Here is a 26,032-nt window from a genome sequence, read left to right on the forward strand (position 1 = left end):
GACAGTGCAATGAGCGACACCACCCAGACTTCCGGGCATTCCGGCGCCGACGACGAATACACCCCCGCAGGCACGGACCAGGTTGCCGAACGCTTGGCGGCAATTGGCGACGACGAAGCGGAGCTGCGTGCCGCCTCGCTCCGGGCCGGCCTCGAGGACTACGAGCTTGACGAAGACGATGCCGCACTGCTGAGCGGGGAATACGGCGACGAGGACGTTGACGGGCCGGTCAAGCTTGATCCCGTCCTGGCGATCATCGGGCGGCCGAACGTGGGGAAGTCCACCTTGGTGAACCGCATCCTGGGCCGCCGCGAGGCAGTGGTGGAGGACACCCCGGGCGTCACCCGCGACCGTGTCATGTACTCGGCCAACTGGAACGGCCGCAACTTCACCCTGGTGGACACCGGTGGGTGGGAACACGACGCCCGAGGCATCCACGCCCGGGTCGCCGAGCAGGCCGAGATGGCCGTGGAACTCGCCGACGCCGTGCTTTTCGTGGTGGACTCCGCCGTTGGCGCCACTGCCACGGATGAAGGCGTCATGAAGATGCTGCGCCGCAGCAAGAAGCCGGTCATCATGGTGGCCAACAAGGTGGACGACTTTGCCCAGGAGGCTGACAGCGCTGCCCTGTGGGGCCTCGGCTTCGGCGAGCCCTACCCGGTCTCGGCCCTTCACGGACGCGGTGTGGCCGACCTCCTGGACCACGTCATGGAGGTGCTGCCGGAGTTCTCCACCATTGAGGGAACCGACCGTTCCGGCGGCCCCCGCCGCATTGCCCTTATTGGCCGGCCCAACGTGGGGAAGTCCTCGCTGCTGAACAAGCTTGCGGGATCCGAACGGGTAGTGGTGGACAACACCGCCGGAACCACCCGCGACCCGGTGGACGAATTCATCGAACTCGGCGGCCGCACCTGGCGGTTCGTGGATACCGCCGGCATCCGCCGCCGCCAGCACATGGCCCAGGGTGCTGACTTCTACGCCTCACTCCGGACGCAGTCCGCTCTCGAAAAGGCGGAGGTCGCCGTCGTACTCCTCGCCGTGGACGAGGTCCTCAGCGAACAGGACGTCCGCATCCTGCAGCTGGCCATCGAGTCCGGCCGCGCGCTGGTCCTGGCCTTCAATAAATGGGACCTGCTGGACGACGAGCGCCGCCGCTACCTGGAGCGCGAAATCGAGCAGGACCTGGCGCACGTCGAATGGGCGCCGCGGGTCAACATTTCGGCGAAGACCGGCTGGCACAAGGACCGCCTGGTTCCGGCCCTGGACCTTGCCCTGGAGAACTGGGACAAGCGCATCGCCACCGGCCGCCTCAACGCCTTCCTGGGTGAGCTCGTGGCTGCGCACCCCCACCCGGTCCGCGGCGGCAAGCAGCCGCGCATCCTGTTCGGCACCCAGGCCTCCAGCCGGCCGCCCAAGTTCGTGCTGTTCACCACGGGCTTCCTGGACCCGGGGTACCGCCGGTTCATTACCCGCCGCCTGCGCGAGACCTTCGGATTCGAAGGCACCCCGATTGAGGTCAGCATGCGCGTCCGGGAAAAGCGTGGCCGCAAGCGTTAATTGCGACACACCTGGGGCTGATCGCCGGAAAGTGTCACAGGCACCCCTCCGGATCGTGTAAGCTCTTCTAGGTGGTTCGGCCGGACTGCTGATGAAAATCCTCGGGTTTGAGTTCAGCGGAGAACGGCGGAACCAGCGGGCTGTAGCGCAGCTTGGTAGCGCACTTGACTGGGGGTCAAGGGGTCGCAGGTTCAAATCCTGTCAGCCCGACCACAAAGCCGCGGAAACCTCAGGGTTTCCGCGGCTTTTTCGTTGCCGGATTTGGGGTTATAGGACAAAGCGTGTGTAAATCCCGGGCGCGTCACGAGCGTCCTGCCCAGCCTTTGCGGTGCCAGAGCCCTTCGTCGGCGCTAAGGCCGGTGCTGTAAAGCTCGGGGCCAGGGTCCTGTTCCTTCTGGGCCTTGGATTTTGTTTTGGGTGGGGTGTGATGGTGGGTTTCGATGAGTTTTGCCGGTTGCAGGGACTGTTCGCTGTGCAGGTAGAGGTACCACTCGATCGCTCGTTTGCGGTGGTCTTCGCTCATGCCCCGATGTGCCCGCAGCAGTAACCGGAGTTGGGCGTTGGTGCCGCCTTCAATTCGGTTGGTGGTCGAGGCGATCTGGAGGCCTGCGAACTCGGTGCGCAGGTAGGTGAACAGTGTTCCGGCCTGACTGAGTCGTTCCAGGAGCCGGTAGGCCTTACGGAGCCTGTCGTGGGTGTACCACCAGGTCTGGTTGGCCCTGACCCAGCCCGGCACGACGGCGCTGCCGTTTCTGTAGGTCCGGGCTTTAACCAGGTGCCCGTAGGTCTGGTGCCAGTCGTTCAGCCCACCCAGCCATGCCGCCGCTTCGGCCGCGGTGGTAATCCTCGTCAGCGCCCGCCCGAGCCGCAGCAATGCCTTGCCCGCGTCAGTCCTGGGCCTGCCGGTCAGATGGGTGCGGACGTTGCGCTGGACGTGGACCAGGCAGCGCTGTACCGCGGTCTCACTCCAGCACTCGGACAGGGCCGCCGCGATGCCGGAGCCGCCATCGGTGATCACGACGATAGGGGCGGGAAACCGGGCGAGCAGGGCAGTCCACGCCGCCTTCTTCTCGGTGTCGCACCACTGCCAGCCAAGCACGTGATCCCCGGCCACAGCGATCAAACAACACCACGAGCCCACATAGATGCCATCAACCTGAATCTGGTCATGGATCTCGCCCGTGATCGGGATCTGCGGGGCTATGGTCCAGCACCACGAGGTGCGGCGCCGGAAGGACCGGGCCGTCCCTAACGACGTTGACGCTGACTGGCTCGAGGTGCCCAGCAGCCAGCCCAGGAACGCCTCCAGTTCCGCCCGCCGGCTCACATCGGGACGTTCACCTGAACGGCTCGCCCCGCACTCCAGACACCGATACCGCTGCTTACCGGCAGCCGTTTTCCCGTTCCGAACCAGCGCACGACCACAAATCAAACACTCCAGAGATATGCAAGCACCCCAGCCACCCTAAGCTTCAAAAGCTTAGCTACCACTGATTTCCCCCGCCGCCACTGGGAAGCAAGCCCCTCCCATACACACGTTTTGTCCTATAACCCCGGATTTGAGCTGGCCACCGAAAACCCATTCAAAAACCGTACGTTCGCCTTGGGTGCCGGTTAGCCGAGAGCAGCGTCGAGGGTGACGAAGCCGTAGCCGGCCGCCCGGAGCTGGGAGATCATCTCTGGAAGGGCCGCGGCGTCGAGCGTTGAGCCGTCGTCGGGGTTCGAGCCGAGGTGCATCAGGACGATTTCCCCGGGCTGCGCAGAAGCCATGACGCGCTGGACGATGAAGCCCGGGCCGCGCGTTCCGTTCATGGTGCCCTGCCAGCCGAGGGTGTCAACGGTCCACCGGATCGCGGCGTAGCCGGCGGCGTTGACGTCCGGGATCGTGCGGGAATCACGGGCGCCGAACGGGACGCGGAAGAACGGGAGCGGGTCGCCTCCAGCGGCCTCGATGGCCCTCTGGGCGCTGCTGATCTCGGCCGCGATCTGGGCGTCGGTCAGGGTTGTGAAGTCCGGGTGCGTCATGGAGTGATTGCCCATCCGGTTCCCCGCGTTGTAGATCAACGCCGTGTTGGAGGGGAACTGGTTGACCCAGTTTCCGGTGAGGAAGAACGTGCCTGGGACGCCGTTGGCTGTGAGGGTGGCGAGGATCGACCGGAGGCCGGCGTCGTTGGCGCCGGCGTCGAAGGTGAGCGCGACAACCTTCTGGGTGGTCGGAACGCGCTCGAGGTCAACGCCCATGAGCGCCGCCGGGATGCTGGTGTAGATGACCTCGGTCCTGCCGCCGGCCGCGTGCCACAGGATCGAACCGTGCTGGAAGTCGTTGCGGCGCCCGCCCGTGATGCCGTATTCGCCGCTGGTCGGGTAGCCGAGCCGGCTGCGCTCCCAACCGAGAGCCACCCACTGGGCCCGGATGCCCCCGTACACTTCGTGGGCTCCCGTAGCAGGGGACCAGTAGATCGACGAACCGGCGTTCGAGCCGCTGAAGTGGTTGTACCGGCCCACCCCGTCGGGGGTGCCGGTCTCGTCGGTGAGTGGGAAGCCCAGGAAGCCTGCGGGGCCGCCGAGGGCGAGGTAGTGTCCGCGGATCGCCCCGTTTACCGCCTTGGCTCCGGTGCCGGGGCTCCAGTAGACCGACCCTCCGGCGAAGTCGTTGTAGCGGCCAGCGGCGCCGGGGGTGCCGGTCTCGTCGGTGAGTGGGAAGCCCAGGAAGCCTGCGGGGCCGCCGAGGGCGAGGTAGTGTCCGCGGATCGCCCCGTTTACCGCCTTGGCTCCGGTACCGGGGCTCCAGTAGACCGACCCTCCGGCGAAGTCGTTGTAGCGGCCAGCGGCGCCGGGAGTGCCGGTCTCGTCGGTGAGTGGGAAGCCCAGGAAGCCTGCGGGGCCGCCGAGGGCGAGGTAGTGTCCGCGGATCGCCCCGTTTACCTCCTTGGCTCCGGTACCGGGGCTCCAGTAGACCGACCCTCCGGCGAAGTCGTTGTAGCGGCCAGCGGCGCCGGGAGTGCCGGTCTCGTCGGTGAGTGGGAAGCCCAGGAAGCCTGCGGGGCCGCCGAGGGCGAGGTAGTATCCGCGGATCGCCCCGTTTACCTCCTTGGCTCCGGTGCCGGGGCTCCAGTAGATCGTGCCGCCGGTGTAGTCCTGGGCGCGGCCCCCAGCGATGTCGTAAGGGCTGCCGACGGGCGTGCCGAGGAACGATGCGGCGCCGCCGAGTTGCTCATAGTGCTGGATGATGGCGTCGTCGCCAACCTCCTGGACCGCCATCGACGAGAGAACGCTCCGCTGCGCAGCCACCGCTGATGCGGCGGCCGGCCCCACGGCCATGCCCCCGACGCCGCCGCCGAGGGCGAGGGCCAATGCCATTCCGAGGACGGCGGGCCGATACCGGCGCATTGTGACCCCTTCGTGCTGATCGAGACATGCGAGCCTTGGTCAAAACGCTATGCCGAAGGGATGCGCCCGGGTAGGACCGGAAGTCCCGAATCGCAATCCAATCTCAGCGCCACACCGCCCGTGGTGGTGCCGCAGTCGCCGGGCAACAAATCTCCATCCAATTTCTGCTTCCCGGGGCGCCGCGGGACGGCTTGGGTTGCCATCTTCCTACTTCAGGAATTTGGACGTTCTCCGGTCCGCCAGGATCTTGCCTTTTGTCTGGCAGGTGGGGCAGTACTGCAGGGCAGTGTCCGCGAACGAGACTTCCCGGACGGTGTCGCCGCAGACGGGGCAGGGCTGGCCAGTCCGGGCGTGAACCCGCATGTGGCTGCGTTTTACGTCCTTGAGGTCCTTGGGCGGCTTGCCGGCTGCCTCCGCCAGCGCTTCGCCCAGCACGGAGTGGATGGCGTCGTACAGCACCTGCACCGTCTCCCGGTCCAGGGATTTTGCGATGGCGAACGGCGAGATCCGGGCGGCGTGCAGGATCTCGTCGCTGTAGGCATTGCCAATGCCGGCGATGACGCTCTGGCTGCGCAGGAGTCCCTTGACCTGCTGGGAACTGCCGGCGAGGATCTCACCCAGCATGTCGGCGTCGAACGCTTCAGTGAACGGATCCGGACCCAGGGTGGCGATGCCGGGGACCTCCTGGGGGTCGCGCACAACATAGACGGCGAGGCTCTTCTTGGTGCCCGCTTCCGTCAAATCCAGGCCACGCGGCCCGTCCGGACCGGAGAAGGCAGCGCGGACGGCGATCAGGCCCTTGCCCATCCGGAGCTGGCTGCCGGCGGGGGAGTCCGTAAAGCGCACCCAGCCCGCGCGTGCCAGGTGGAACACCAGGGAAATGCCGTCCGTGTCGATGCTGATGAACTTTCCGAACCGGCGGACGCCGGACACGGTACGGCCTTCGATGGCGTTGAAGGGCGGGTCGGCGGTCTTGAGCACTGCGAAGGAGACGATCTGCAGTTGGGACACCACGCAGCCCCGCAGCTGTTCGTCAAGGAACGCGGCCAGGCCGGCGACTTCAGGCAGTTCCGGCATGGGCTACCTGTCCTGTCCCCGGGATGCCGCACCAGTGCTTGCACTCATGGCTCCCATCTTGTCAGAAAGGCCCGTGCCGGCCCCGGCAGTTGTGCCTATACTTTCAGCGGCGGCCCCTTTTGCGGGCCCCTTTTGACATTTTGGCGCGTACCCCGATGAAAGGCCTCCCATGAGCAACATTCCCGAAGACCTGTCCTACACCGCCGAACACGAGTGGGTCACTGCCCCCAATGCCGACGGCGTGGTCCGCGTGGGAATCACCGACTTTGCCCAGGACGCCCTCGGAGATGTGGTTTACGCCCAGATGCCCGAAGTCGGCACGAAGATTACGGCAAACGAAGTAGTCGGTGAGGTCGAGTCCACCAAGAGCGTGAGCGACATCTACGCACCTGTTTCCGGCGAAGTGGTGGCCCGGAACGACTCCCTGGACAGCGATTCGGCGCTCATCAACACTGATCCGTACGGCGACGGCTGGCTCATCGAGGTCAAACTCGCCGAACCTGACGCCGTTGAGTCCCTGCTCAGTGCATCGGAGTACGAACAACAGGTAGGCTAAAGCTAACCGGTATTTCCGGTCCGGCCCCGCGCCGCAGGCAAAGCGTCTTCGCACGTCAGCCCCCGGATCGGGTGCCGGTGCCGGACCTGCTGGCAGGGCCGGAGAGCAAACGTTGGTTGCGGGTTGATGCCCGCAACGTCAAAGAGGAGGAATCCATGGCTGGCCACAGACACAACCCTGCCGACGGGGATTACGGCACGGGTGCGGCTAAGGCGTCGGAGACCACCTCGATCCATCTCACCCCCGTCACCGATGAACCCACCATCGCGCCCAGGCTGTCCTTTGACGAGCGCAACTCGGTGGAAGCCCTTCCTGCCGGTTCGGCGCTGCTTGTTGCCCACAGCGGCCCGAATGCCGGTGCCCGGTTCCTGCTGGATTCAGACGTGACCACCGCGGGCCGGCACCCGGACGCGGACATCTTCCTGGACGACGTCACGGTTTCGCGCCGCCACGTCGAATTCCGGCGCACGGCGCGCAGCTTTGAAGTAGTGGACAAGAACAGCCTCAACGGCACCTACGTCAACCATGACCGGGTGGACCGTGTGGAGTTGAAGTCCGGCAGCGAAGTCCAGATCGGCAAGTTCCGCCTCACCTTCTACCTGAGCCCTGCCACGGCTGCAGGCCGCAGCTGAACCGGGGACCGCTGCCTGTGGCAATGGCACAACCGGAACGCCGGGGCCCCCAGGTCCTGAACATCGGCGAAGTCCTCGCCCAGCTGAGCGCTGACTTTCCGGGCATGACGGCGTCGAAGATCCGGTTCCTTGAGGAAAAGGGACTGATCAACCCCCGGCGCACCCCAGCCGGCTACCGCCAGTATTCCGACGGCGACGTGGAGCGGCTGCGCTTCGTGCTGGCCCTGCAGCGGGACCAGTACCTGCCCCTGAAAGTCATCAAGGACTACCTTGATGCCATCGACAGGGGGGAGCGGCCGGAGAACCTGCCGCCCGGCGTCGTGGTTTCCCCGCGTATTGTCTCTGACGAGCTGGCCGCCGAGCTGCAGAACCGGGGCAGGAAACTGAGCGAGGAACAGCTGCGCACCGAATCCGGCGCCAGCGTTCCCCTGCTGCAGTCACTGCTAAGCTTCGGCCTCATCAGCCACAGCAACGGCCAGTTCGACGAACACGCCCTCCAGGTTGCCCGCGCCTGCGTCCAGCTGGAAAGCCACGGGCTGGAGCCCCGCCACCTGCGGCCCTTCCAGGCAGCGGCCGAACGTGAATTCGGCCTGGTGGAACGCGCTGTGGCACCGCTTGCTTCCCGCAAGGACTCTGCATCACAGGCGCGCGCGGCCGAGGCCGCCCGCGAGATCAGCGACCTCTGCCTCACCCTGCACCGGGCCCTGGTGCAGGACCACATCTCACGCATGGACATCTGATGATCGAAGTCGAGATTGTAGGCGTTCGCATCGAACTGCCTTCCAACCAGCCGCTGGTCCTGCTCAAGGAGATGCACGGCGAACGCCACGTCCCCATTTGGATCGGCACCCCGGAAGCCAGCGCCATTGCCCTTGCCCAGCAGGGCGTAGTGCCGCCCCGGCCCATGACGCACGATCTCCTGGTGGACGTCGTGGAGTCGCTGGGCCACTCGGTGGTCAGTGTCAACATCGTCGCGGTGGAGGACAACATCTTCTACGGGCAGCTGCAGTTCGAGAACGGAACCACCGTTAGCTCCCGGGCTTCGGACGCGCTTGCGGTGGCGCTGCGCGCAAAGTGCCGGATCTGGTGCGCCGATTCCGTCATGGATGAGGCCGGAGTCCGTATTACCGAGCACGATGAGGGCGAGGACGCGGAGCCGGGCCCCACCGTGGATGAGGAACGCGAGCTGCGCCGATTCCGCGAGTTCCTCGATGACGTGGAACCCGAGGATTTCGACGGCTGAGGTCACGTTAAGGTTAAAGTTAAGCCTGAAAGTTTCGACACGCCTCTTCCAAGCCCCTGGGGTCTTTGACCTCGGGACCCGCCGGGCCTAACGTCGAAGTATCAAGTTCCCTTGCTTACGGCAGCCGCGCAAGTCACACTGGAAAGTGCGCCCCGCGGAAAAATTACACGCATGGTCTTCATGCCAAGGCTGCCGTATCAGTTCCCGGGAGCGTACGACAAGGAGGATCCAGGTGAGTCCCAAAGGCGAAGCAGGCGGGCTGAAACAGCCCACGGCTGGTGTTGCTGTGCCCGTGAGCGGTGCCCAGGGCCTCCTGTTCACCGAGGACCTGCCCGTACTGGACGAGGACGCCGGCTACCGCGGTCCCACTGCCTGCAAGGCAGCAGGCATCACCTACCGCCAGCTTGATTACTGGGCCCGTACAGGGCTGGTTGAGCCTGCAGTCCGCGGTGCTGCAGGATCCGGCTCCCAGCGGCTGTACGGATTCCGCGACATCCTGGTGCTCAAGGTGGTCAAGCGGCTCCTGGACACCGGCGTATCCCTCCAGCAGATCCGCACGGCCGTTGAACACCTGCGGGAACGGGGCGTCGAGGACCTGGCCCAGATCACGCTCATGAGCGACGGCGCCAGTGTCTACGAGTGCACGTCCGCCGACGAAGTCATTGACCTCGTCCAGGGCGGCCAGGGCGTCTTCGGCATTGCCGTGGGACGGGTATGGCGCGAAGTGGAAGGCAGCCTTGCTTCCCTCCCCAGCGAGCATGCCGCAGAACAGTCCTTTCCGGACGACGAATTGAGCAAGCGGCGGGCCGCGCGGAAGATCAGCTGAGCCGCACAGATACCTTAAACAACAGGTCCGCCCTCCAGCCGGAGGGCGGACCTGTTTGTTCTGCGCGTGTCAGCGGGTGCGGCTGCGCAGGCCCTTGCCGGCTGCCATGAGATTGGACAGCAGTTCGTCGAACAGTCCGGCCGCGGACTTCGCCGAATCCCCGGGCCAGTGGTGGACGGGGTGGGCGGCGCCCTGGATCTGCTGCCAGTTGGCCTGTTCGGGAATGCGCGGGCTCAGCAGGAGTTCGCCGAACATGGATTCCATCTCTGCCAGGCGGTAGGTGTGCTCGGAGGAGCCGCTGCGGACGCGGTTGGCCACGATGCCTGCCGGTGACAGATTGGGTGCGAACTCCTGCTTGAACAGCTGGATGGCGCGCATGGTGCGTTCCGTGCCGGCAACTGAGAACAGGCCGGGCTCTGCGACAAGGGCAACCTTGTCGCTGGAAGCCCACGCCATGCGCGTCAGGCCGTTTAGCGACGGCGGGCAATCAATGAGGACCAGCTGGTATCCGTCGGCGCCGGCGAGCACGGCGGAAAGCCGGCGGAGGTCGCGGCGGCCAAGGTCCGGCCGGTCATAGATACCGGTGTAGGCAGATCCGACGGCGACATCCAGCACGGCTGGCCCGGCACCGTTTGATGGGGCGCGGTCAGCCCAGCTGCTGCGCACCACATTCTCGGCCAGTTTCGCCCTGCGCGGGCTCTTCAGCATCCTGCCGATATCCAGGTGGTCGCCTGGCTGTACGCCGAGGGCCGTGGTGGCGTCGGCGTGCGGATCCAGGTCCACCACCAGCGTGGGTACTCCGGCGGCCAGCGCCGCAGACGCCAATCCTGTGGTGACGGAAGTCTTGCCGACTCCACCCTTAAGGCTGCTGATGCTGACTACTTGCACTTGAGAGACCAAAACCTAACGCCGGATGCCGTGTTGGGAGTAATGTTTGCCTCGGCAGAGCCGAAGCCGGACGGTCCTGCCGCCCTACTCATCATATGTTGATGCGTCGGCGAATCCTGCTTTACCGGGCGTCGGCATGGCACCGACTGTGCTGCCGGGGCGGTTTCCGCCAGCCAGGCTGAAAGCGATCGGGACATGACGGGAAAATCTGTGACTGTTGCCACAATGATTTGTGTTTGTCCTTGTAGGTCCTAGACACTGTGACCACTCATCAGTCCACCCCGCAATGATGCAGGAGAAGCATGTTTTCCAAAATTCTGGTGGCCAACCGCGGTGAAATCGCGATCAGGGCCTTCCGCGCCGGCTACGAGCTTGGCGCCAAGACCGTTGCCGTTTTTCCCCAAGAGGACCGAAACTCGATCCACCGCCAGAAAGCGGACGAGGCGTACCTGATTGGCGAGGAAGGCCACCCCGTCCGGGCCTACCTCGACGTGGCGGAGGTGGTGCGGGTAGCCAAGGAATCCGGAGCGGACGCTATCTACCCGGGCTACGGTTTCCTCTCGGAAAACCCCGAACTGGCCCGGGCAGCAAAGGAAGCCGGAATCACCTTCGTGGGTCCGCCCGCCGAGGTGCTGGAGCTTGCAGGCAACAAGGTCGCCGCCCTGAAAGCGGCCCGCGAAGCGGGTGTGCCGGTCCTGAAGTCCAGCGAGCCGTCCAAGGACCTGGACGAGCTCCTGGCTGCCGCCGATGAGATCGGATTCCCCATCTTCGCCAAGGCTGTGGCAGGCGGCGGCGGCCGCGGCATGCGCCGGGTGGATACCCGCGAAGCCCTCCCCGAAGCCCTCAAGTCAGCCATGCGTGAAGCCGATGCGGCGTTCGGTGACCCCACCATGTTCCTGGAGCAGGCGGTCCTGCGCCCGCGGCACATCGAAGTGCAGATCCTCGCGGACGCCGAGGGCAACGTCATGCACCTTTTTGAGCGTGACTGTTCCATCCAGCGGCGGCACCAGAAAGTCATCGAGATCGCTCCGGCCCCCAACCTGGACGAGGGCATCCGCCAGGCCCTTTACCGCGATGCAGTGAAGTTCGCCAAAGCGCTCAACTACGTCAACGCCGGCACCGTCGAGTTCCTGGTGGACACTGAGGGCGAGCGGGCAGGCCAGCACGTGTTCATCGAAATGAACCCGCGCATCCAGGTGGAGCACACGGTCACCGAGGAAGTCACGGACGTGGACCTGGTCCAGGCCCAGATGCGGATCGCCTCCGGCGAGACCCTCGCCGACCTTGGCCTCTCCCAGGACTCCGTCAAGCTGCGCGGCGCAGCCCTGCAGAGCCGCATCACCACGGAAGATCCAGCCAACGGTTTCCGGCCCGACGTCGGCAAGATCACCGGCTACCGCTCGGCAGGCGGGGCGGGTGTGCGGCTGGACGGCGGCACAGTCTACTCCGGCGCCGAAATCAGCCCGCACTTCGACTCCATGCTGGTCAAGCTCACCTGCCGCGGCAGGGACTACCCGGCCGCCGTGGCCCGTGCCCGCCGCGCCCTGGCCGAATTCCGCATCCGCGGCGTCTCCACGAACATCCCCTTCCTCCAGGCCGTCCTGGATGATCCGGACTTCATCGCCGGGGACGTGGCCACCAACTTCATTGACCAGCGCCCTGAACTGCTCAAGGCCCGCGTCTCGGCCGACCGCGGCACCAAGCTCCTCACCTGGCTGGCCGACGTCACCGTCAACAAGCCCAACGGTGAACTGACAGTGCACTCCAACCCCGCCCACAAGCTGCCCGACGTCAAAGGCAAGCAGCCGGCACCAGGATCACGCCAGAAACTCCTTGAGCTCGGCCCGGAAGGCTTCGCCAGGGCGCTGCGTGAACAGACCGCCGTCGCCGTCACCGACACCACCTTCCGTGATGCGCACCAGTCCCTGCTGGCCACCCGTGTCCGCACGCGGGACCTGGTTGCCGCAGGACCGGCCGTCACGGCCCTGCTTCCGCAGCTGCTGTCCGTGGAGGCCTGGGGCGGGGCAACCTATGACGTGGCCCTGCGCTTCCTGGGGGAGGACCCCTGGGACCGGCTTGCCGCCCTTCGCGCGGCCATGCCCAACGTCTGCATCCAGATGCTGCTGCGCGGCCGGAACACCGTTGGCTACACGCCGTACCCTGAAGAGGTCACCGAGGCGTTCGTCAACGAGGCCGCAGCCACTGGCATCGACATCTTCCGTATCTTCGACGCCCTGAACGACGTGAGCCAGATGGCACCGGCCATCCGCGCCGTCCGGGCCACCGGCACCGCCGTCGCCGAGGTGGCGCTCTGCTACACCGGGGACATGCTGGACCCGGAGGAGAAGCTCTACACCCTGGACTACTACCTGGGGCTGGCGCAGAAGATCGTCGACGCCGGCGCCCATATCCTGGCCATCAAGGACATGGCCGGCCTGCTGCGGCCTGCAGCTGCCGCCAAACTGGTCGCAGCCCTCCGCGAAAGGTTCGACTTGCCGGTCCACCTGCACACCCACGACACTGCGGGCGGACAGCTCGCCACGCTTCTGGCAGCCGTCGACGCTGGTGTGGATGCCGTCGATGTTGCCTCGGCGTCCCTGGCCGGAACCACAAGCCAGCCCTCGGCGTCGGCCCTTGTGGCCTCCCTGGCCCACACTCCGCGGGACACCGGCCTCAGCCTGGACGCCGTCAGCTCCCTCGAACCGTACTGGGAGGCCGTACGCCGCGTCTACGCACCCTTCGAGTCCGGCCTGCCCGGCCCCACAGGCCGCGTGTACAAGCACGAGATCCCGGGTGGACAGCTGTCCAACCTGCGCCAGCAGGCCATGGCCCTGGGCCTGGGGGAGCGCTTCGAAGCCATCGAGGACATGTATACCGCAGCCGACCGCATCCTGGGCCACCTGGTCAAGGTGACGCCGTCCTCCAAGGTAGTGGGCGACCTCGCCCTGCACCTGGTGGGTCTCAACGCCGATCCCGCAGATTTTGAGGCGAACCCGCAGAACTACGACATCCCGGACTCCGTGATCGGGTTCCTGTCCGGCGAACTCGGTGATCCTCCGGGAGGCTGGCCGGAGCCCTTCCGCACCAAGGCCCTCCAGGGCCGGAGCGTGAAGGTCCGCGACGTGGAACTCAGCGCCGAGGACAGCGCCGCGCTGAAGTCCGATTCGAAGACCCGCCAGCACACGCTGAACCGGCTGCTCTTCGACGGGCCCACCAAGGACTACCTGAAGAGCGTGGAGACGTACGGGAACATCTCCGTGCTGGATACCCGTGATTACCTCTACGGCCTGCAGCGCGGCCAGGAGCACGAGATCCAGCTGGAGAAGGGCGTGCGCCTGATCGCGTCCCTGGAGGCCGTCTCCGAGCCGGACGAGAAAGGCATGCGCACCGTCATGTGCACCCTCAACGGCCAGTCCCGGCCGGTCATGGTGCGCGACCGTTCCGTCGTGAGCAACGTCAAGGCCGCCGAGAAGGCCGATCCCGCCCAGCCCGGCCACGTGGCCGCGCCGTTCGCGGGCGCCGTCACCGTCACGGTCAAGCCCGGTGATGAGGTGAAGGCCGGCGACACGGTGGCAACCATCGAGGCAATGAAGATGGAAGCATCGATTACGACGCCGGTAGGCGGCAAGGTTTCCCGCCTCGCCATCTCTTCTGTGGAGCAGGTCCAGGGCGGAGACCTGCTGCTGGTCATCGAACAGTAAGCCAAGGCAGCACGCCAGCGACACGAAGAGGGCCGCTCCCCAAAACATGGGGAGCGGCCCTTCTTCCGTTCCACGAAACCAAGGTCGAGTGACTGGCCGGCCTGGTTTGGAAGCCCGGCACAGGCGGGCCGCGGTCCGGCAGCGTGCGTAAAAGGGGCCCCGGGCCCCTGCTCGCCGCGAAGCGGCTTTAGCAGGGCGCGGGGAATAGCACGCAGAGGATCAGGGTCCGCCGGACCCGGGGATTCAGGAACGCGGGGCCGAGTACATTTCCTCGATGACGGTTTCAAAGTCCTTCATTACCTGGGCCCTTTTTACTTTCATTGAAGGGGTCAGGTGCCCGGAGGCCTCGGTGAAGTCTGCCGGGACGATGCGGAAGGACTTGATGGCCTCGGCCTGGGAAACCGACGTGTTTGCCGCCGTGATCAGGTCCTGCACCGCTGCCTTTACCACCAGATTCCCGGCAGCCTGCTCCAGGGTGGTGCCGGCTGGAAGTCCGTGGCGCTGGAGCCAGCCCGGGAGGGCTTCCTGGTCGAGGGTCACCAGGGCCCCGATGAAGGGCCTGTTGTCGCCCACCACCAGGACCTGCGACACGAGTGCGTCGGCACGGATCTGGTCTTCCAGCAACGCGGGGATGACGTTCTTGCCGCCGGCGGTGACGATGATTTCCTTCTTGCGGCCGGTGATCCAGACAAAGCCATCGTCGTCCACCCTGCCGATGTCACCGGTGTGGAACCAGCCATCGGTGAACGCCTCAGCCGTGAGGTCTTCCCGCCGGTAGTAGCCCCGCATGACGCAGACTCCCTTGGCGAGGATCTCGCCGTCGTCGGCAATCTTCACGGCGTTCCCCGGCAGGGGCTTGCCCACTGAGCCGATCTTGATCCTTGACGGGGTGTTGACCGTGATGGGTGCCGTGGTTTCGGTGAGGCCGTACCCCTCCAGCACCTGCAGTCCGATGCCCTGGAAGAAGTGTCCCAGCCGCTCGCCGAGGGGGCCGCCGCCGGACACAGCGTGGGCAACGTGCCCGCCCATGGCGGCGCGCAGCTTGCCGTACACCAGTTTGTCGAAGAGGGCGTGCCGGAGCTTCAGTCCCAACCCCACCCGTCCATCCTGGCGGGCTTTGGAAAACGCGATGGCAGTTTCGGTGGCGCGGTGGAAAATGGCGCCCTTGCCCCCGTCCTCTGCCTTGGTCAACGCTGAGTTGTAGACCTTTTCGAAGACCCTGGGCACCGCCAGGATGAAGGTCGGCTCGTAGCTTTGCAGGTCTGCCAGGAGGTTCTTGATGTCGGGGGTGTGGGCCACGGTGGTTCCGGCGGCCATGGCCAGCACCGAGATAAAGCGGGCAAACACGTGCGCCAACGGGAGGAACATGATGGTCTTGGCGTTCTCGTGGACAATGTCGCCGATAATGGCCAGTGCGTTGTCCGAGAGTTCAACGAAGTTTCCATGCGTGAGTTCACAGCCCTTGGGACGTCCGGTAGTTCCGGACGTGTAAATGATTGTGGCAACGTCATGGAGGCCGGCTGCACTTCTGCGTGACTCCAATTCTTCGTCACTGACGTCGCGGCCTGCCTCGCGGAGGCTGTCCAGGCCGTGGCCCTCGAGCTGCCACACATGCTGCACCGCCGTAAGTCCTTCGGCTGTGACGGCCTGGCGGATGACGTTCTCGTGGTGGGCGGACTCGCCGAAGGCGGCCACCGCGCCCGAATCGCCCAGGTTCCAGGCGACCTGGGAAGGGGAGGAGGTTTCGTAAATGGGCACCGACACCGCCCCGGCGAACCAGATGGAGAAGTCCACGAGAGCCCACTCGTAACGGGTCCGGGACATGATGCCCACGCGGTCACCTGCACCGACTCCGCTGGCGATAAGCCCCTTGGCCAGTGCCTTCACGTCGGCAAGGAACTCGGTGGCAGGCACATCACGCCACGTGCCTGCGGCGTCCAGCCGCGAAAACAGTGCCGGGTTGCCGGGCTTGGCCGCCTGCCGCAACACCAGATCGGTGATGTTGGTTTCGGGTGGGACAACAACCAGGGGCGGAACACTGAATTCGCGCACTATAGCTCCTTTGATATCTGAAGTCCCGCGCAGGGGTTTGCCTAAAGACTAGTACCCCTGCCGGAACTGTGCAGTACACAAACCTACTGGCGAGTAACTTAGTCGTCAATGGGAGCGGCATGCGGGACGTATATGTCAAGACAATCCTTCCGCCCGCCTAGAATGGTGCACTATGTACGGACCCTTGTCCGGCGATCAGGCCGGCCCCCTCAAAAGACCAGCGCCGTGGCGCCGCCGTCCCGCTTCGTACCGTGCCGGGCAGCTGCACGGCGGCGTCGGCGGACACCTTCGCCTTGGCCGCAAGGGACTTGCCATCGGGATCGACATCGGGGGAACGAAGGTGGCCGCCGGCGTGGTGGACGCCGAAGGCAGGATCCTCAATGAGGCACGGCGTTCCACCCCGGGAACGGATCCACGGGCAGTGGAGCAGGTCATCGTGGAACTGGTGGAGGAGCTGGGCCGGGGGCACCGCATCTGGTCAGTGGGCATCGGTGCTGCGGGGTGGATGGACCTGGCCGGTGGAACCGTGCTTTTCAGCCCGCACCTTGCCTGGCGCAATGAACCGCTGCGCGAGAACCTCCAGCGGCTCCTGCGCCGTCCGGTGCTGCTGACCAACGACGCCGATGCTGCGGCCTGGGCCGAGTGGCGCTTCGGCGCGGGGCAGGGGGAGGACCGGCTGGTTTGCATCACGCTGGGCACCGGCATCGGGGGTGCCATGGTGATGGACGGCAGGGTGGAACGTGGCCGGTTCGGCGTGGCAGGGGAGTTCGGCCACCAGATCATCGTGCCCGGCGGCCACCGGTGCGAGTGCGGCAACCGCGGATGCTGGGAACAGTACGCGTCCGGCAACGCCCTGGGCCGGGAAGCCAGGCTCCTCGCCCGGTCCAATTCGCCGATGGCGCAGGACCTGCTGGCAGCCGTGGGCGGACATCCCGACGCCATCACCGGAGCGGTCGTCACCGAACTGGCCCTGGCCGGAGATCCCGCGTCACGGGAGCTGATCGAGGAAGTAGGCGAATGGCTGGGCCTGGGGCTGGCCAACCTGGCGGCCGCGCTGGACCCGGGCCTCTTCGTGATCGGTGGCGGCCTCTGCTCAGCCGGTGACCTGCTGGTGGAGCCGGCCCGCAAAGCGTTCGCCCGGAACCTGACGGGCCGCGGCTTCCGCCCGGCCGCAGGAATAGAGCTGGCCGCACTTGGCCCCAACGCTGGGCTCATCGGCGCCGCAGATCTGTCGCGGGTCAGCAGCCGCGTCCGCAATTGACGACGGCGGCAGGTCGGCGGGAAGGACGCTAAACCCTTGCGCCGTCGTCGTCCCCGTTCTTCTCCTCCGGCAGTTTCATGATCAGGTACACGGTTCCAAGCACGAACGCGGCAACAAGGCCGACGATGGCCAGCAGGGGCGCAGCGCGCCAGAACATCGCCGACAGCAGCAGTGCCACCGGTCCGCCCACCGCGCCAAGCCAGGCCAGCATGGTCAGGGGATCGGTGCCGGCCAGGCTGGGCGGCTCCTCCGGCACGAACTCCTCGCCGCCGTCGTCCACCTCATAGTCCCGCGGTCCCTCCGGGGATTCCTGCGCGGCATCCTGCCCGCCCAATGCCGCCTGGCGCTGCGCCGCGGACAGTTCGGCGGGCGGTGCCCCCGCCAGGCCCAGGGGGTCGAAATCGCGGAAGGCGGACTGCGCCGGCTTTTCCGGTGCGGCGGGTTCCGTCTCCGCCGGCAACTTTTCCCCGGGTGCCGGGGAATCGGGGCGAAGGGCCACCGTGTCCGATTCGAGCCGTGCCACCAGGTCCAGCCACACGGCGTCGTCCTGGTTGGCGCCCTGGTCCGGCTGCTCGGAATCAGGCCTGTTCACTGCGGACCTCCCGTCCCGGTCCCGGCGGCCCGGACTCCAGCATGCGCCGGACAAAGTCCACCGACCCTTCAAAGATACGGTCGGCGTCATTATCAAGGGTGGCGACGTGGTAGCTGTTCTCAAGCCGGACCACTTCCAGGGGAGCGTTGGCCAGCCCGCGCCGCAGGACATCCATGCTGGCGTCGGACACCACGTGGTCCACAGTTGAGCGGTACACCTGGACAGGCGCTGTAACGCGGGGGAGGAGCCGGACGGTGTCCTTGAACATCTTGTTGAGCTCGTGGGCTGCGGCCACAGGGGTGCGGGCATACGCGCCCTCGTCCACCCCGGCTTTGAGGATGTCATTGCCAATGGACGGGGTGCTCCTCAGGACCAGCTTGAGGAGTCCGGCCAGCGATGCGCGGGGATCATCAATTACCAGGCCTGGATTAACCAGGAGCACCCCCGCGACGGGGCGGGTAGCGGCTAGGCGCAGGGCCAGCGCCCCGCCCATGCTCAGTCCTGCCGCGAAGACCTGGTCGCACTCGGCGTCCAGTTCCAGGAAAGCGTCGTCCAGGGCGCCGTGCCATTGCTGCCAGCGGGTCCGCGCAAGGTCCTGCCAGCTGGTCCCGTGGCCGGGCAACAGCGGCATCCGGACGGCGAATCCGGCCGCGGCGAATGCCATGGCCCAGGCGCGCAGGCCGTGGGGGCTTCCCGTGAAGCCATGGGAGAGGACAACGCCGGTGCGGGCCCCCTCGCCGCTGAAGGCGCTGCTGAAGGGGCTGTGGTCCGGGCCGGACGTCATGTCGTCTCCAAGCTGCTGGTTCGGCGGGCGTGGGCGGCGACGAAATCTGCCGACCCGGCGAAAATTGCGGGCGCGTCAACGTCCAGAGTAGCCACATGTCCGCTGCTGGCAAGGCCGATCACTTCCGCGAGGTTCCCGCCCAGCCCTCTGCGCAGCAGCGCCAGCGACGTAGGCGGAACAACGGCATCGGTGCGCGACTTGAAGACCTGCACGGGGGCGTCCACGCGGGGCAGTCCGCGCACTGCTGCTCCGAAGAGTTTCTTGAGCTCATGCACGGCAGCAAGCGGTGTCAGTGAATAGTCGCCGTCGTCGGTCGCTGGTGCCCCGGTCTGGTCCTCCTGGATCGGGACGGTGGTCCGCTGGAAGTACTTAAGGAGGCCGATGACCCGCACCCGCCGGTCATAAAAGCTCAGGCCCGGGTTGACCACGCTCACCCCTGCGACCGGGTGGCGGGACGCGGCCAGCAGTGCGATGGCACCGCCCATGGACAGGCCGGCGGTGAAGCAGGTGTCGGTCCGCCCTGCCAGCTCGAGGAATGACTCCTCGTAGCTGCGGTACCAGTCCTTCCAGCCGGTCCGGGCAAGCTGGCGCCAGTCCGTGCCGTGGCCGGGCAGGAGGGGGACGGACACGGCATACCCAAGCTCCGCCAGGTGCTGCGCCCACGGCATGATGCTCAGCGGGCTGCCGGTGAATCCGTGGCAGATGGCCACTCCGGTGCGTGCATTGGCGCCGTGGCCTGGATAGCTGAAAGCGGCTGGACGGGACGGGGTGCTGCTTTCAGTCATGACTCCATCGTGTCACTGTTCCAGCCAAATCTCACTAGAGTAGGGTTGCATTGAATCGCTGGCCAGGCCCGATGCAGGGCTTGGGGGCTGCCTTCCGGAGAGGTTCACCACGTGTTCTATTGGGTCATGAAAAGGATCTTCCTCGGTCCGGTGATCAAGCTGCTGTTCCGGCCGTGGGTCAAGGGCCTGGACAACATTCCGGCGCAGGGGGCCGCCATCATCGCCTCCAACCACCTGTCGTTTTCCGACTCAATCTTCATGCCGCTCATGGTGCGCCGGCCCGTGGTCTTCCTGGCAAAGTCGGAATACTTCACGGGTACGGGAATCAAGGGCAGGCTGACGGCCGCGTTCTTCCGCCTCACCAACCAGCTGCCCATGGACCGGTCCGGAGGCGCTGCCTCCGCCGCATCCCTGAACGCCGGCATGGAAGTCCTCAATGCAGGCGGCCTGCTGGGCATCTACCCCGAGGGCACCCGCAGCCCCGACGCGCGCTTGTACCGGGGCAAAGTGGGCGTGGCCAGGCTGGCCCTGGAGGCGGGTGTCCCGGTGATTCCGGTTGCCATGATCGGCACGGACAAGGTGCAGCCCATCGGCAAGCGGCTGCCCAACATCCGCAGGATCGGGATGATTTTCGGTGAACCGCTGGACTTCAGCCAATACCGGGAGCAGGCGGAGGACAGGACAGTCCAGCGCCAGGTCACCGACGACATCATGACCCACCTGATGAAACTGTCCGGGCAGGAATACGTGGACGAATACGCCGCCGTGGTGAAGCTCCGGCTCGCCGGCAAGCATGGAGAACCCGTGGCCGTTGCCGAGCCTCTTGCCATCCCCGTGGCGTCCGAAGGCAGGTTTGTCCAGGACCCCGGGTCCGGCAGTCCGGCCGCCACGCGCTCCGGTGCCGGGGACGGCGCCGTGGAGGACGACGCCGGCACGTCAGCGGCGGGCTAGCGGAACCTTCGGCAGGACGCGCCACGGTTGTGACGGCGACAGCGGGCAGCGTGACGGCCCTGTGCCCGGCGGTGCCGCCCTGCCGTTAGTCTTAGAGGGTGACTGAGCTATCTGCAAAACCCGCCTTTTCGCTGTCCAGCACCGCCCAGAGCGGAGCCGCCAACTATCCCGGACTGGACCACTGGCGGGACCTTCCCATCTCCCAGCAGCCCAGCTGGCAGGACCGGGATGTTTTCGAGGCGTCGGTAAAGGAACTGTCCGCCCTCCCGCCGCTGGTGTTCGCCGGCGAAGTGGACGTGCTGCGTGAGCGCCTGGCTGCTGCTGCCCAGGGCAAGGCGTTCCTGCTGCAGGGCGGTGACTGCGCTGAAACCTTCGAGGCCGCCACGGCTGACAAGATCAGCGCCCGGGTCAAGACCATCCTCCAGATGGCGGTGGTGCTCACCTACGGCGCAGCGATGCCCGTCATCAAGATGGGCCGGATGGCGGGCCAGTTCGCCAAGCCCCGCTCCTCCAATGACGAAACCCGTAACGGGGTTACCCTGCCCGCCTACCGAGGCGACATCGTCAACGGCTACGACTTCACCCCCGAGTCACGCGGGCACGACGCATCCAGGATGCTGCGCGCCTACCACACCTCCGCCTCCACACTGAACCTGATCCGGGCCTTCACGCAGGGTGGTTTTGCGGATCTGCGTTCCGTGCACCAGTGGAACAAGGGCTTCACCGAAAATCCTGCCCACGCCCGCTACGAGTCGCTGGCGCGGGACATCGACCGGGCCATCAAGTTCATGGCGTCCTGCGGCGCCGATTTCGAAGCACTCAAGCGGGTGGAGTTCTTCGCAAGCCACGAGGCCCTGCTGCTCGATTACGAACGCGCGCTGACCCGCATCGACTCCCGCACCGGCTTCCCCTACGACACCTCAGCGCACTTCCTCTGGATCGGGGAGCGCACCCGCGAGCTGGACCACGCCCACGTTGATTTCCTGTCACGGGTGCGCAACCCCATCGGCGTCAAGCTCGGGCCGTCCACCACCGGTGATGACGCCCTCCGCCTCATCGACAAGCTGGACCCGGAGCGCGAACCCGGCCGGCTTACCTTCATCACCCGCATGGGTGCCGGAAACATCCGCGAAAAGCTGCCGGCCGTCGTCGAAAAGGTCACCGCTTCCGGCGCCCAGGTCCTCTGGGTCACGGACCCCATGCACGGCAACACCGTCACGTCGCCCAACGGTTACAAGACGCGCAATTTCGACGACGTCATTGACGAGGTGCGCGGCTTCTTCGAGGTGCACCACGGGCTGGGGACCGTGCCGGGCGGCCTGCACGTCGAGATGACCGGTGACGACGTCGCCGAGTGCCTGGGCGGCGCGGACCCGATCGACCAGGAGGCCTTCCTGGACCGCTACGAGTCGGTCTGCGATCCCCGCCTGAACCACATGCAGTCGCTTGAGATGGCGTTCCTGGTGGCCGGCGCCCTCGCCAAGCACTAGGACCTGAGCAACCACCAGGAATAGGGTGGGCCGGCGGCGCCGGCCCACCCTCTTCGCGTTAAGCGGGTTACACCACCGTGATGGTGATGACGGAGCCTTCCGGAACTTCTTTGTTCACCGGTGACTGGTCCCGGACCGTGCCGAAGAAGCCGCCCAGGATGTTGTTCACGCGGACCTCGAAGCCCAGGGCTTCCAGTGCCTTGCGGGCGTCGGCTGCCTGCTTGCCGATGTAGCTTGGCACCGCCACCATCTTGGGGCCCTTGGAAATGGTCAGGGTGACAGTGCCGCCACGGGTCAGGGTTCCGTTGGCAGGGGACTGGCTAACGACGGCCCCCGCCGGGATCTTGCGGTCGAATACTTTGTCCGGGGCGACTTCTGCCGTAAGCCCTGCTGCCTTGACCGCGGCCACGGCGTCATCCGCGGACTTCCCGACCACAGAGGGGACCGGGATGGGCTGTGGGCCCTTGGAAACGACAATCGCCACGGGCGTGCCGTGCCGGGCAGGGGTGCCGGCAGCAGGTTCCTGCGACAGCACGGTGCCCGCTGCTGCCTTCTCGTCGAACTGTTCCGTGACAGTGCCCAATGCCATCTGGTCGGCGTTAAGGGAGTTCTTTGCCTCTGCCAGTGTTCCACCGGTGAGTTTGGGCAAGGGGAAGAGCTGCGGACCCTTTGAAACCAGCAGGGAGACGGGCTGGAACTTCCGGATTTCCGTCCCGGCAGCGGGATCCGTGCCTACCACCAGTCCTGTGGGCACCTGGTCGTCGAAAACGTCGCTCGTGGTGGACCGGAAGCCCACCCCTCCCAGCAACTGCTGGGCCTGCGCCACCGTCTTGTTGGCCACAGCCGGTATGGCGGCAGCAGCCCCCGGGCCCATTCCGAAGAACCATCCGGCACCCGTGGCCAGGAGTGCAGCGATGATGAGGACCAGGACCCACAGGACACCACGGCGGCGGGGATTTCCTTCATGCAGCGTACGCGCCGGCGTGGCGGCGGCCAGGGCACGAAGCTTCTCGCCTTCCTTGTCCGCCCGGCGCTGGGCCCGTTTGCCCAGCCGCGGCGGCGGGGGAGACCATGCGCTGTCGGCATCGTCGTCGTCGGGCAATGCCAGCCCCGGACGCTGCCGGTAGTCTGCCTGGGCGGCAGGGCCTGCCGCTCCCGGCCGGACCGGTGCCTCCGGCCGCCGTCCGGGCGGGTAGGCAGGCGCGGGCCGGGAAGGAGGCATCAGAGTCGTGGGGTTGTTGCCGCGGGCCAGGACCTCTGTTTGGTGCTGGGAAGCGGCGGCAGTGGCGGCAGGAGGCTGCAGGTCCAGTTCGGCATCAGTGAGGTTGGTCCGGATGTGGCGCAGTTCCTGCAGCAGCGCGCTGCCGTCCACCGGGCGTTTCTCCGGATCATTGGCAGTACACCACTGCACCAGTTCGTCCACTTCCCCGGCGAGCCCAGGCACCAGGGCCGATGGCGGGCCCACCGTTCCGTTGACGTGCTGGTAGGCCACCTGGATGGGCACTTCACCCTCGAACGGCTGCCTGCCGGTCAACATCTCGTACAGCATGATGCCCACGGAATAGACGTCGCTGCGCGCATCCGCCGGCTTCCCAAGCACCAGTTCCGGCGAGATATAGGCAACGGTTCCGATCAGTGCCCCCGTGCTGGTTGAGCTGGTGACGGCACGCGCCAGGCCAAAGTCACCAATCTTAATTCTGCCGTCATCGGCGATCAGGACGTTTTCGGGCTTCACATCACGGTGGATGAAACCCGCGGCGTGTGCTGCACCCAGCCCCTCCACCACGGGATCGACCAGCGCCAGCGCCAGCCGGGGCGGCAGGGCACCCCTGTCCCTGATGACGTCCCTTAGCGTGTGGCCCTTGATGTACTCCATGACGAGGTAGGCGGTGGTGCCGTCGTTGCCCTGGTCCAGGACACCCACCACGTGCGGATGGGACAACCGGGCGGCAGCCTTCGCCTCCCGGCCCAGCCGGTCCAGGAAGTTTTCGTCCGCAGCGAGGTGGGGGTGCAACACCTTCAGCGCCACTTCGCGGTCCAGCCGCTGGTCTACGGCCAGGTAGACAGTGGACATTCCGCCGCGGGCAAGCCTGGAGGTGACTGCATAGCGGTTGTCCACCAGCGTCCCTGCAACTGGGTCTGACACGTGTTCCTGCACCTTACGATCCTAATCCCGCAGCAAAACGGCGTCCGACACGAAAACGGGTCCGAACCGGTAACGGTTCGGACCCGCGCTCAGGAACCGGCCAGTGGCCAGGTTCAGCTGAAGTTCTTCTGGTGTGCCTTGATGGCGGCGAGGTAGGCCTTGGTGTCGTCGTACATGCCGTACTTGCTCACTGAGTACTGGCCCTGGTAGTAACCCGCAATAGCGGTGTCCTGGTCCTTGCTGGTTGCCAGCAGCTGCCGGATGATGGCGACGCCGGCCGTGGCGTTGTCGTACGGGTCCAGGAGGTTCAGCTTCCGTCCCACCAGGTCCGACGCCCACTGCCCGGAACTCGGGATGACCTGCATGGTGCCGATGGCGTTGGCCGGTGACACGGCACGCTGGTTGAAACCCGACTCCTGGAAGGCGAAGGCAAGGGCCAGGGAAGGATCCACCCCCATCCGGCGTGCGGTGTCCGTCACGATGTTCTTCATTTCCTCCCGGGAGGGAACGGGCGAGGCATTCAGCAGTGCCTTGTTTTCATTCGCCGAGCTGACCACGGCGGCCGGGTAGCTGAAACCCAGGAAGGAGCTCGGGACCAGGGGAGCGGCGGGAGCCTGCGGCGCGGCAGGAGCCGGCTGGGCGGACGCGCCCGGAATCACCAGCTTGCTGCCGGGGTAGATGATGCTGGTCATGCCCAGCTTGTTCGCGGAGAGCAGGTCCGCGAGCTTCACGCCGTTCCGGGAAGCAATCGCCGAGAGCGTGTCGCCGGCTTTGATCGTGTAGGAACCCGTTGCCGGTGCTGAGGTGGCTGCGAGCGGCGCCGGCGCGGCGGGGGCGGGGGCTGCGGGGGCAGGGGCAGGGTCGCCGCCCCCCACCTTGATCTTCTGCCCCGGGTAGATGATGGAGCGCATGGAGAGGTTGTTCCAGGCGAAGACGTCGGACAGGGCCACGTTGTGCTTTGCAGCGATGGCACCCAGGGTGTCGCCCGGTTTCACCGTGTAGGTTGCCCCGCCTGCTGGGGAAGGAGCTGCCGGGGCAGCCGCCGGGGCAGGAGCGGGCGCAGGGGCAGCCGGGGCCGAGCCGGACAGCTTGAGTTTCTGGCCGGGGTAAATGATGGTGTTCGCCTGGAGGTTGTTCAGCTTAAGGATTTCCCCGGTTTCGAGGCCGAAGCGGCCGGCGATGGCGCTGACCGTGTCGCCGCGGACAATCGTGTACTCCGCGGGAGCCGCCGGCTGCGCGGGCTGGAAGGCCGCCGGAATGGTGGTGGAGACAACAGCAGCGGGGATCACTGCTCCCGCCGCCTTTGCTGCAGCCTGGGCCTTCATTGCTGCTGCAAGGCTGCTGGGGATGTTCCGGGCCGGCTGCTGTGCGGCGGCAGGCTGGGCAAGGGCCAATGATGACAATACGACCGCTGGCAGTGCCGCAGTGGTGGCGGCAATCATGGGCAGACTCGGCTTGGGGGGCTGCTTGGGCGAGCGGGACGTCGTCATCGGAAGGAATCCTCTTCTCAACTGCGGGGTGCGGACGCGGGCGGGGATGCCGCTGTCAATCTTGATACTACTGTGACTTAAGTTATTACTGTTACAAGTGTGATGAATGTGAATCTCTCACAAATTTCGGATTAGCACAAGAATTTTCGGATTCCGCGTAAGGCCGTCTTTATGGGAGTGTCCGCAGGCCAGGGGCGGAATGAATTGCCCCGACTAGGCGCGGGGGTGCGCCGCGTGGCAACCTTGATCCGTGAATAATGTAGAAAACCTGGTGGGCGAGTGGTTGCCGCTGCCCGACGTAGCCCGTTTATTGGATGTTTCCGTCACCAAGGTCCACAGCCTGATCGATGAACACGCCCTCGCGGCATTGCGCGTTGGGGAACGGAAGATCCGGTCGGTTCCCGCGGAATTCATCCAGGACGGCCAGGTAGTGGACAGCCTCAAGGGGACCATCGTGGTGCTGGCAGATGCCGGCTATTCGGACGAAGACCTTATCGTGTGGCTTTTTACCGCCGACGAGTCACTGCGCGGCCGCCCTATTGATGCCCTCCGGGAAGGCCGCAAGACCGAAATCCGGCGCAGGGCCCAGACCTTGGCCTGGTAACCGCCGG

General features: G+C 66.1%; 21 protein-coding genes and 1 tRNA gene. 12 read left to right on the forward strand and 10 right to left on the reverse strand.

Annotation, left to right across the window (positions count from 1 at the left end; translation table 11 throughout):
* Positions 1 to 9 precede the first annotated feature (9 nt).
* A complete protein-coding gene (gene der / locus FBY36_RS16795; protein ID WP_142121234.1) occupies positions 10 to 1,557 on the forward strand; it encodes a ribosome biogenesis GTPase Der in 1,548 nt (515 codons plus the stop codon).
* 136 nt (positions 1,558 to 1,693) lie between these two features.
* Positions 1,694 to 1,770: transfer RNA gene (locus FBY36_RS16800), tRNA-Pro, on the forward strand.
* An 88-nt stretch (positions 1,771 to 1,858) separates the two neighbouring features.
* On the opposite strand, the gene FBY36_RS16805 is transcribed toward FBY36_RS16800, so the two are convergent.
* From FBY36_RS16805 to FBY36_RS16815, 3 genes are all read right to left on the reverse strand, one after another.
* Positions 1,859 to 2,989: an IS1249 family transposase gene (locus FBY36_RS16805; RefSeq protein ID WP_160141902.1), complete on the reverse strand. Its 1,131-nt coding sequence runs from the start codon at positions 2,987 to 2,989 to the stop codon at positions 1,859 to 1,861.
* Between the two features lie 182 nt (positions 2,990 to 3,171).
* Complete coding sequence (locus tag FBY36_RS16810; protein WP_142121239.1) at positions 3,172 to 4,947, reverse strand: polysaccharide deacetylase family protein; 1,776 nt, start codon at positions 4,945 to 4,947, stop codon at positions 3,172 to 3,174.
* 207 nt (positions 4,948 to 5,154) lie between these two features.
* Positions 5,155 to 6,024: an Fpg/Nei family DNA glycosylase gene (locus FBY36_RS16815; RefSeq protein WP_142121241.1), complete on the reverse strand. Its 870-nt coding sequence runs from the start codon at positions 6,022 to 6,024 to the stop codon at positions 5,155 to 5,157.
* A gap of 169 nt (positions 6,025 to 6,193) precedes the next feature.
* Between FBY36_RS16815 and gcvH the strand changes: the two genes are divergently transcribed.
* From gcvH to FBY36_RS16840, 5 genes are all read left to right on the forward strand, one after another.
* On the forward strand, positions 6,194 to 6,580 hold the full coding sequence (gcvH, locus tag FBY36_RS16820; RefSeq protein WP_018763524.1) for a glycine cleavage system protein GcvH: 387 nt from the start codon (positions 6,194 to 6,196) through the stop codon (positions 6,578 to 6,580).
* A 155-nt stretch (positions 6,581 to 6,735) separates the two neighbouring features.
* Positions 6,736 to 7,212 (forward strand): FHA domain-containing protein, encoded by a 477-nt coding sequence (locus FBY36_RS16825; RefSeq protein ID WP_142121243.1) that lies wholly within the window; start codon positions 6,736 to 6,738, stop codon positions 7,210 to 7,212.
* A 23-nt stretch (positions 7,213 to 7,235) separates the two neighbouring features.
* The gene (ftsR, locus tag FBY36_RS16830) at positions 7,236 to 7,952 is read left to right on the forward strand and encodes a transcriptional regulator FtsR (protein WP_018763526.1); all 717 of its coding nucleotides are present in this window, start codon (positions 7,236 to 7,238) and stop codon (positions 7,950 to 7,952) included.
* Positions 7,952 to 8,455 (forward strand): bifunctional nuclease family protein, encoded by a 504-nt coding sequence (locus FBY36_RS16835; protein ID WP_056331728.1) that lies wholly within the window; start codon positions 7,952 to 7,954, stop codon positions 8,453 to 8,455. Before ftsR ends, FBY36_RS16835 begins: the two co-directional genes overlap by 1 nt.
* Before the next feature lie 232 nt (positions 8,456 to 8,687).
* Positions 8,688 to 9,281 carry a MerR family transcriptional regulator gene (locus tag FBY36_RS16840; protein ID WP_018763528.1) on the forward strand — a complete coding sequence of 198 codons (594 nt, stop codon included), beginning with the start codon at positions 8,688 to 8,690 and terminating at the stop codon, positions 9,279 to 9,281.
* Between the two features lie 69 nt (positions 9,282 to 9,350).
* On the opposite strand, the gene FBY36_RS16845 is transcribed toward FBY36_RS16840, so the two are convergent.
* Positions 9,351 to 10,169 carry a ParA family protein gene (locus tag FBY36_RS16845; RefSeq protein WP_142121245.1) on the reverse strand — a complete coding sequence of 273 codons (819 nt, stop codon included), beginning with the start codon at positions 10,167 to 10,169 and terminating at the stop codon, positions 9,351 to 9,353.
* A gap of 302 nt (positions 10,170 to 10,471) precedes the next feature.
* Between FBY36_RS16845 and FBY36_RS16850 the strand changes: the two genes are divergently transcribed.
* Complete coding sequence (locus tag FBY36_RS16850) at positions 10,472 to 13,870, forward strand: pyruvate carboxylase (RefSeq protein ID WP_142121247.1); 3,399 nt, start codon at positions 10,472 to 10,474, stop codon at positions 13,868 to 13,870.
* Positions 13,871 to 14,113: 243 nt separating this feature from the next.
* On the opposite strand, the gene FBY36_RS16855 is transcribed toward FBY36_RS16850, so the two are convergent.
* On the reverse strand, positions 14,114 to 15,922 hold the full coding sequence (locus tag FBY36_RS16855) for an AMP-dependent synthetase/ligase (protein WP_142121249.1): 1,809 nt from the start codon (positions 15,920 to 15,922) through the stop codon (positions 14,114 to 14,116).
* A 172-nt stretch (positions 15,923 to 16,094) separates the two neighbouring features.
* Between FBY36_RS16855 and FBY36_RS16860 the strand changes: the two genes are divergently transcribed.
* Entirely contained in the window at positions 16,095 to 17,183 is a 1,089-nt protein-coding gene (locus tag FBY36_RS16860) for an ROK family glucokinase (protein ID WP_235008878.1), read from the forward strand.
* A 28-nt stretch (positions 17,184 to 17,211) separates the two neighbouring features.
* On the opposite strand, the gene FBY36_RS16865 is transcribed toward FBY36_RS16860, so the two are convergent.
* The 3 genes from FBY36_RS16865 to FBY36_RS16875 are packed head-to-tail and all read right to left on the reverse strand — an operon-like array spanning position 17,212 to position 19,344.
* A complete protein-coding gene (locus FBY36_RS16865; protein ID WP_142121251.1) occupies positions 17,212 to 17,775 on the reverse strand; it encodes a hypothetical protein in 564 nt (187 codons plus the stop codon).
* Complete coding sequence (locus FBY36_RS16870) at positions 17,762 to 18,559, reverse strand: alpha/beta hydrolase (RefSeq protein ID WP_142121253.1); 798 nt, start codon at positions 18,557 to 18,559, stop codon at positions 17,762 to 17,764. The genes FBY36_RS16865 and FBY36_RS16870 overlap by 14 nt, the downstream gene beginning before the upstream one ends.
* On the reverse strand, positions 18,556 to 19,344 hold the full coding sequence (locus FBY36_RS16875; RefSeq protein WP_142121255.1) for an alpha/beta hydrolase: 789 nt from the start codon (positions 19,342 to 19,344) through the stop codon (positions 18,556 to 18,558). The genes FBY36_RS16870 and FBY36_RS16875 overlap by 4 nt, the downstream gene beginning before the upstream one ends.
* 111 nt (positions 19,345 to 19,455) lie before the next feature.
* On the opposite strand from FBY36_RS16875, the gene FBY36_RS16880 reads away from it, so the two are divergent.
* Positions 19,456 to 20,295 carry a lysophospholipid acyltransferase family protein gene (locus FBY36_RS16880; protein ID WP_142121256.1) on the forward strand — a complete coding sequence of 280 codons (840 nt, stop codon included), beginning with the start codon at positions 19,456 to 19,458 and terminating at the stop codon, positions 20,293 to 20,295.
* 98 nt (positions 20,296 to 20,393) lie between these two features.
* On the forward strand, positions 20,394 to 21,785 hold the full coding sequence (locus FBY36_RS16885; protein ID WP_142121258.1) for a class II 3-deoxy-7-phosphoheptulonate synthase: 1,392 nt from the start codon (positions 20,394 to 20,396) through the stop codon (positions 21,783 to 21,785).
* A gap of 67 nt (positions 21,786 to 21,852) precedes the next feature.
* Here the strand turns inward: FBY36_RS16885 and pknB are convergent, their stop codons facing one another.
* A complete protein-coding gene (gene pknB / locus FBY36_RS16890; protein WP_142121260.1) occupies positions 21,853 to 23,943 on the reverse strand; it encodes a Stk1 family PASTA domain-containing Ser/Thr kinase in 2,091 nt (696 codons plus the stop codon).
* A 101-nt stretch (positions 23,944 to 24,044) separates the two neighbouring features.
* Positions 24,045 to 25,421 (reverse strand): lytic transglycosylase domain-containing protein, encoded by a 1,377-nt coding sequence (locus tag FBY36_RS16895; RefSeq protein WP_142121262.1) that lies wholly within the window; start codon positions 25,419 to 25,421, stop codon positions 24,045 to 24,047.
* 250 nt (positions 25,422 to 25,671) lie between these two features.
* Here FBY36_RS16895 and FBY36_RS16900 point away from each other — a divergent pair, with 250 nt between their 5' ends.
* Entirely contained in the window at positions 25,672 to 26,025 is a 354-nt protein-coding gene (locus FBY36_RS16900) for an Rv2175c family DNA-binding protein (protein ID WP_200830522.1), read from the forward strand.
* Positions 26,026 to 26,032: the final 7 nt, after the last annotated feature.

The sequence above is a fragment of the Arthrobacter sp. SLBN-122 genome, from assembly GCF_006715165.1.
In the GTDB taxonomy this organism is placed as follows: domain Bacteria; phylum Actinomycetota; class Actinomycetes; order Actinomycetales; family Micrococcaceae; genus Arthrobacter.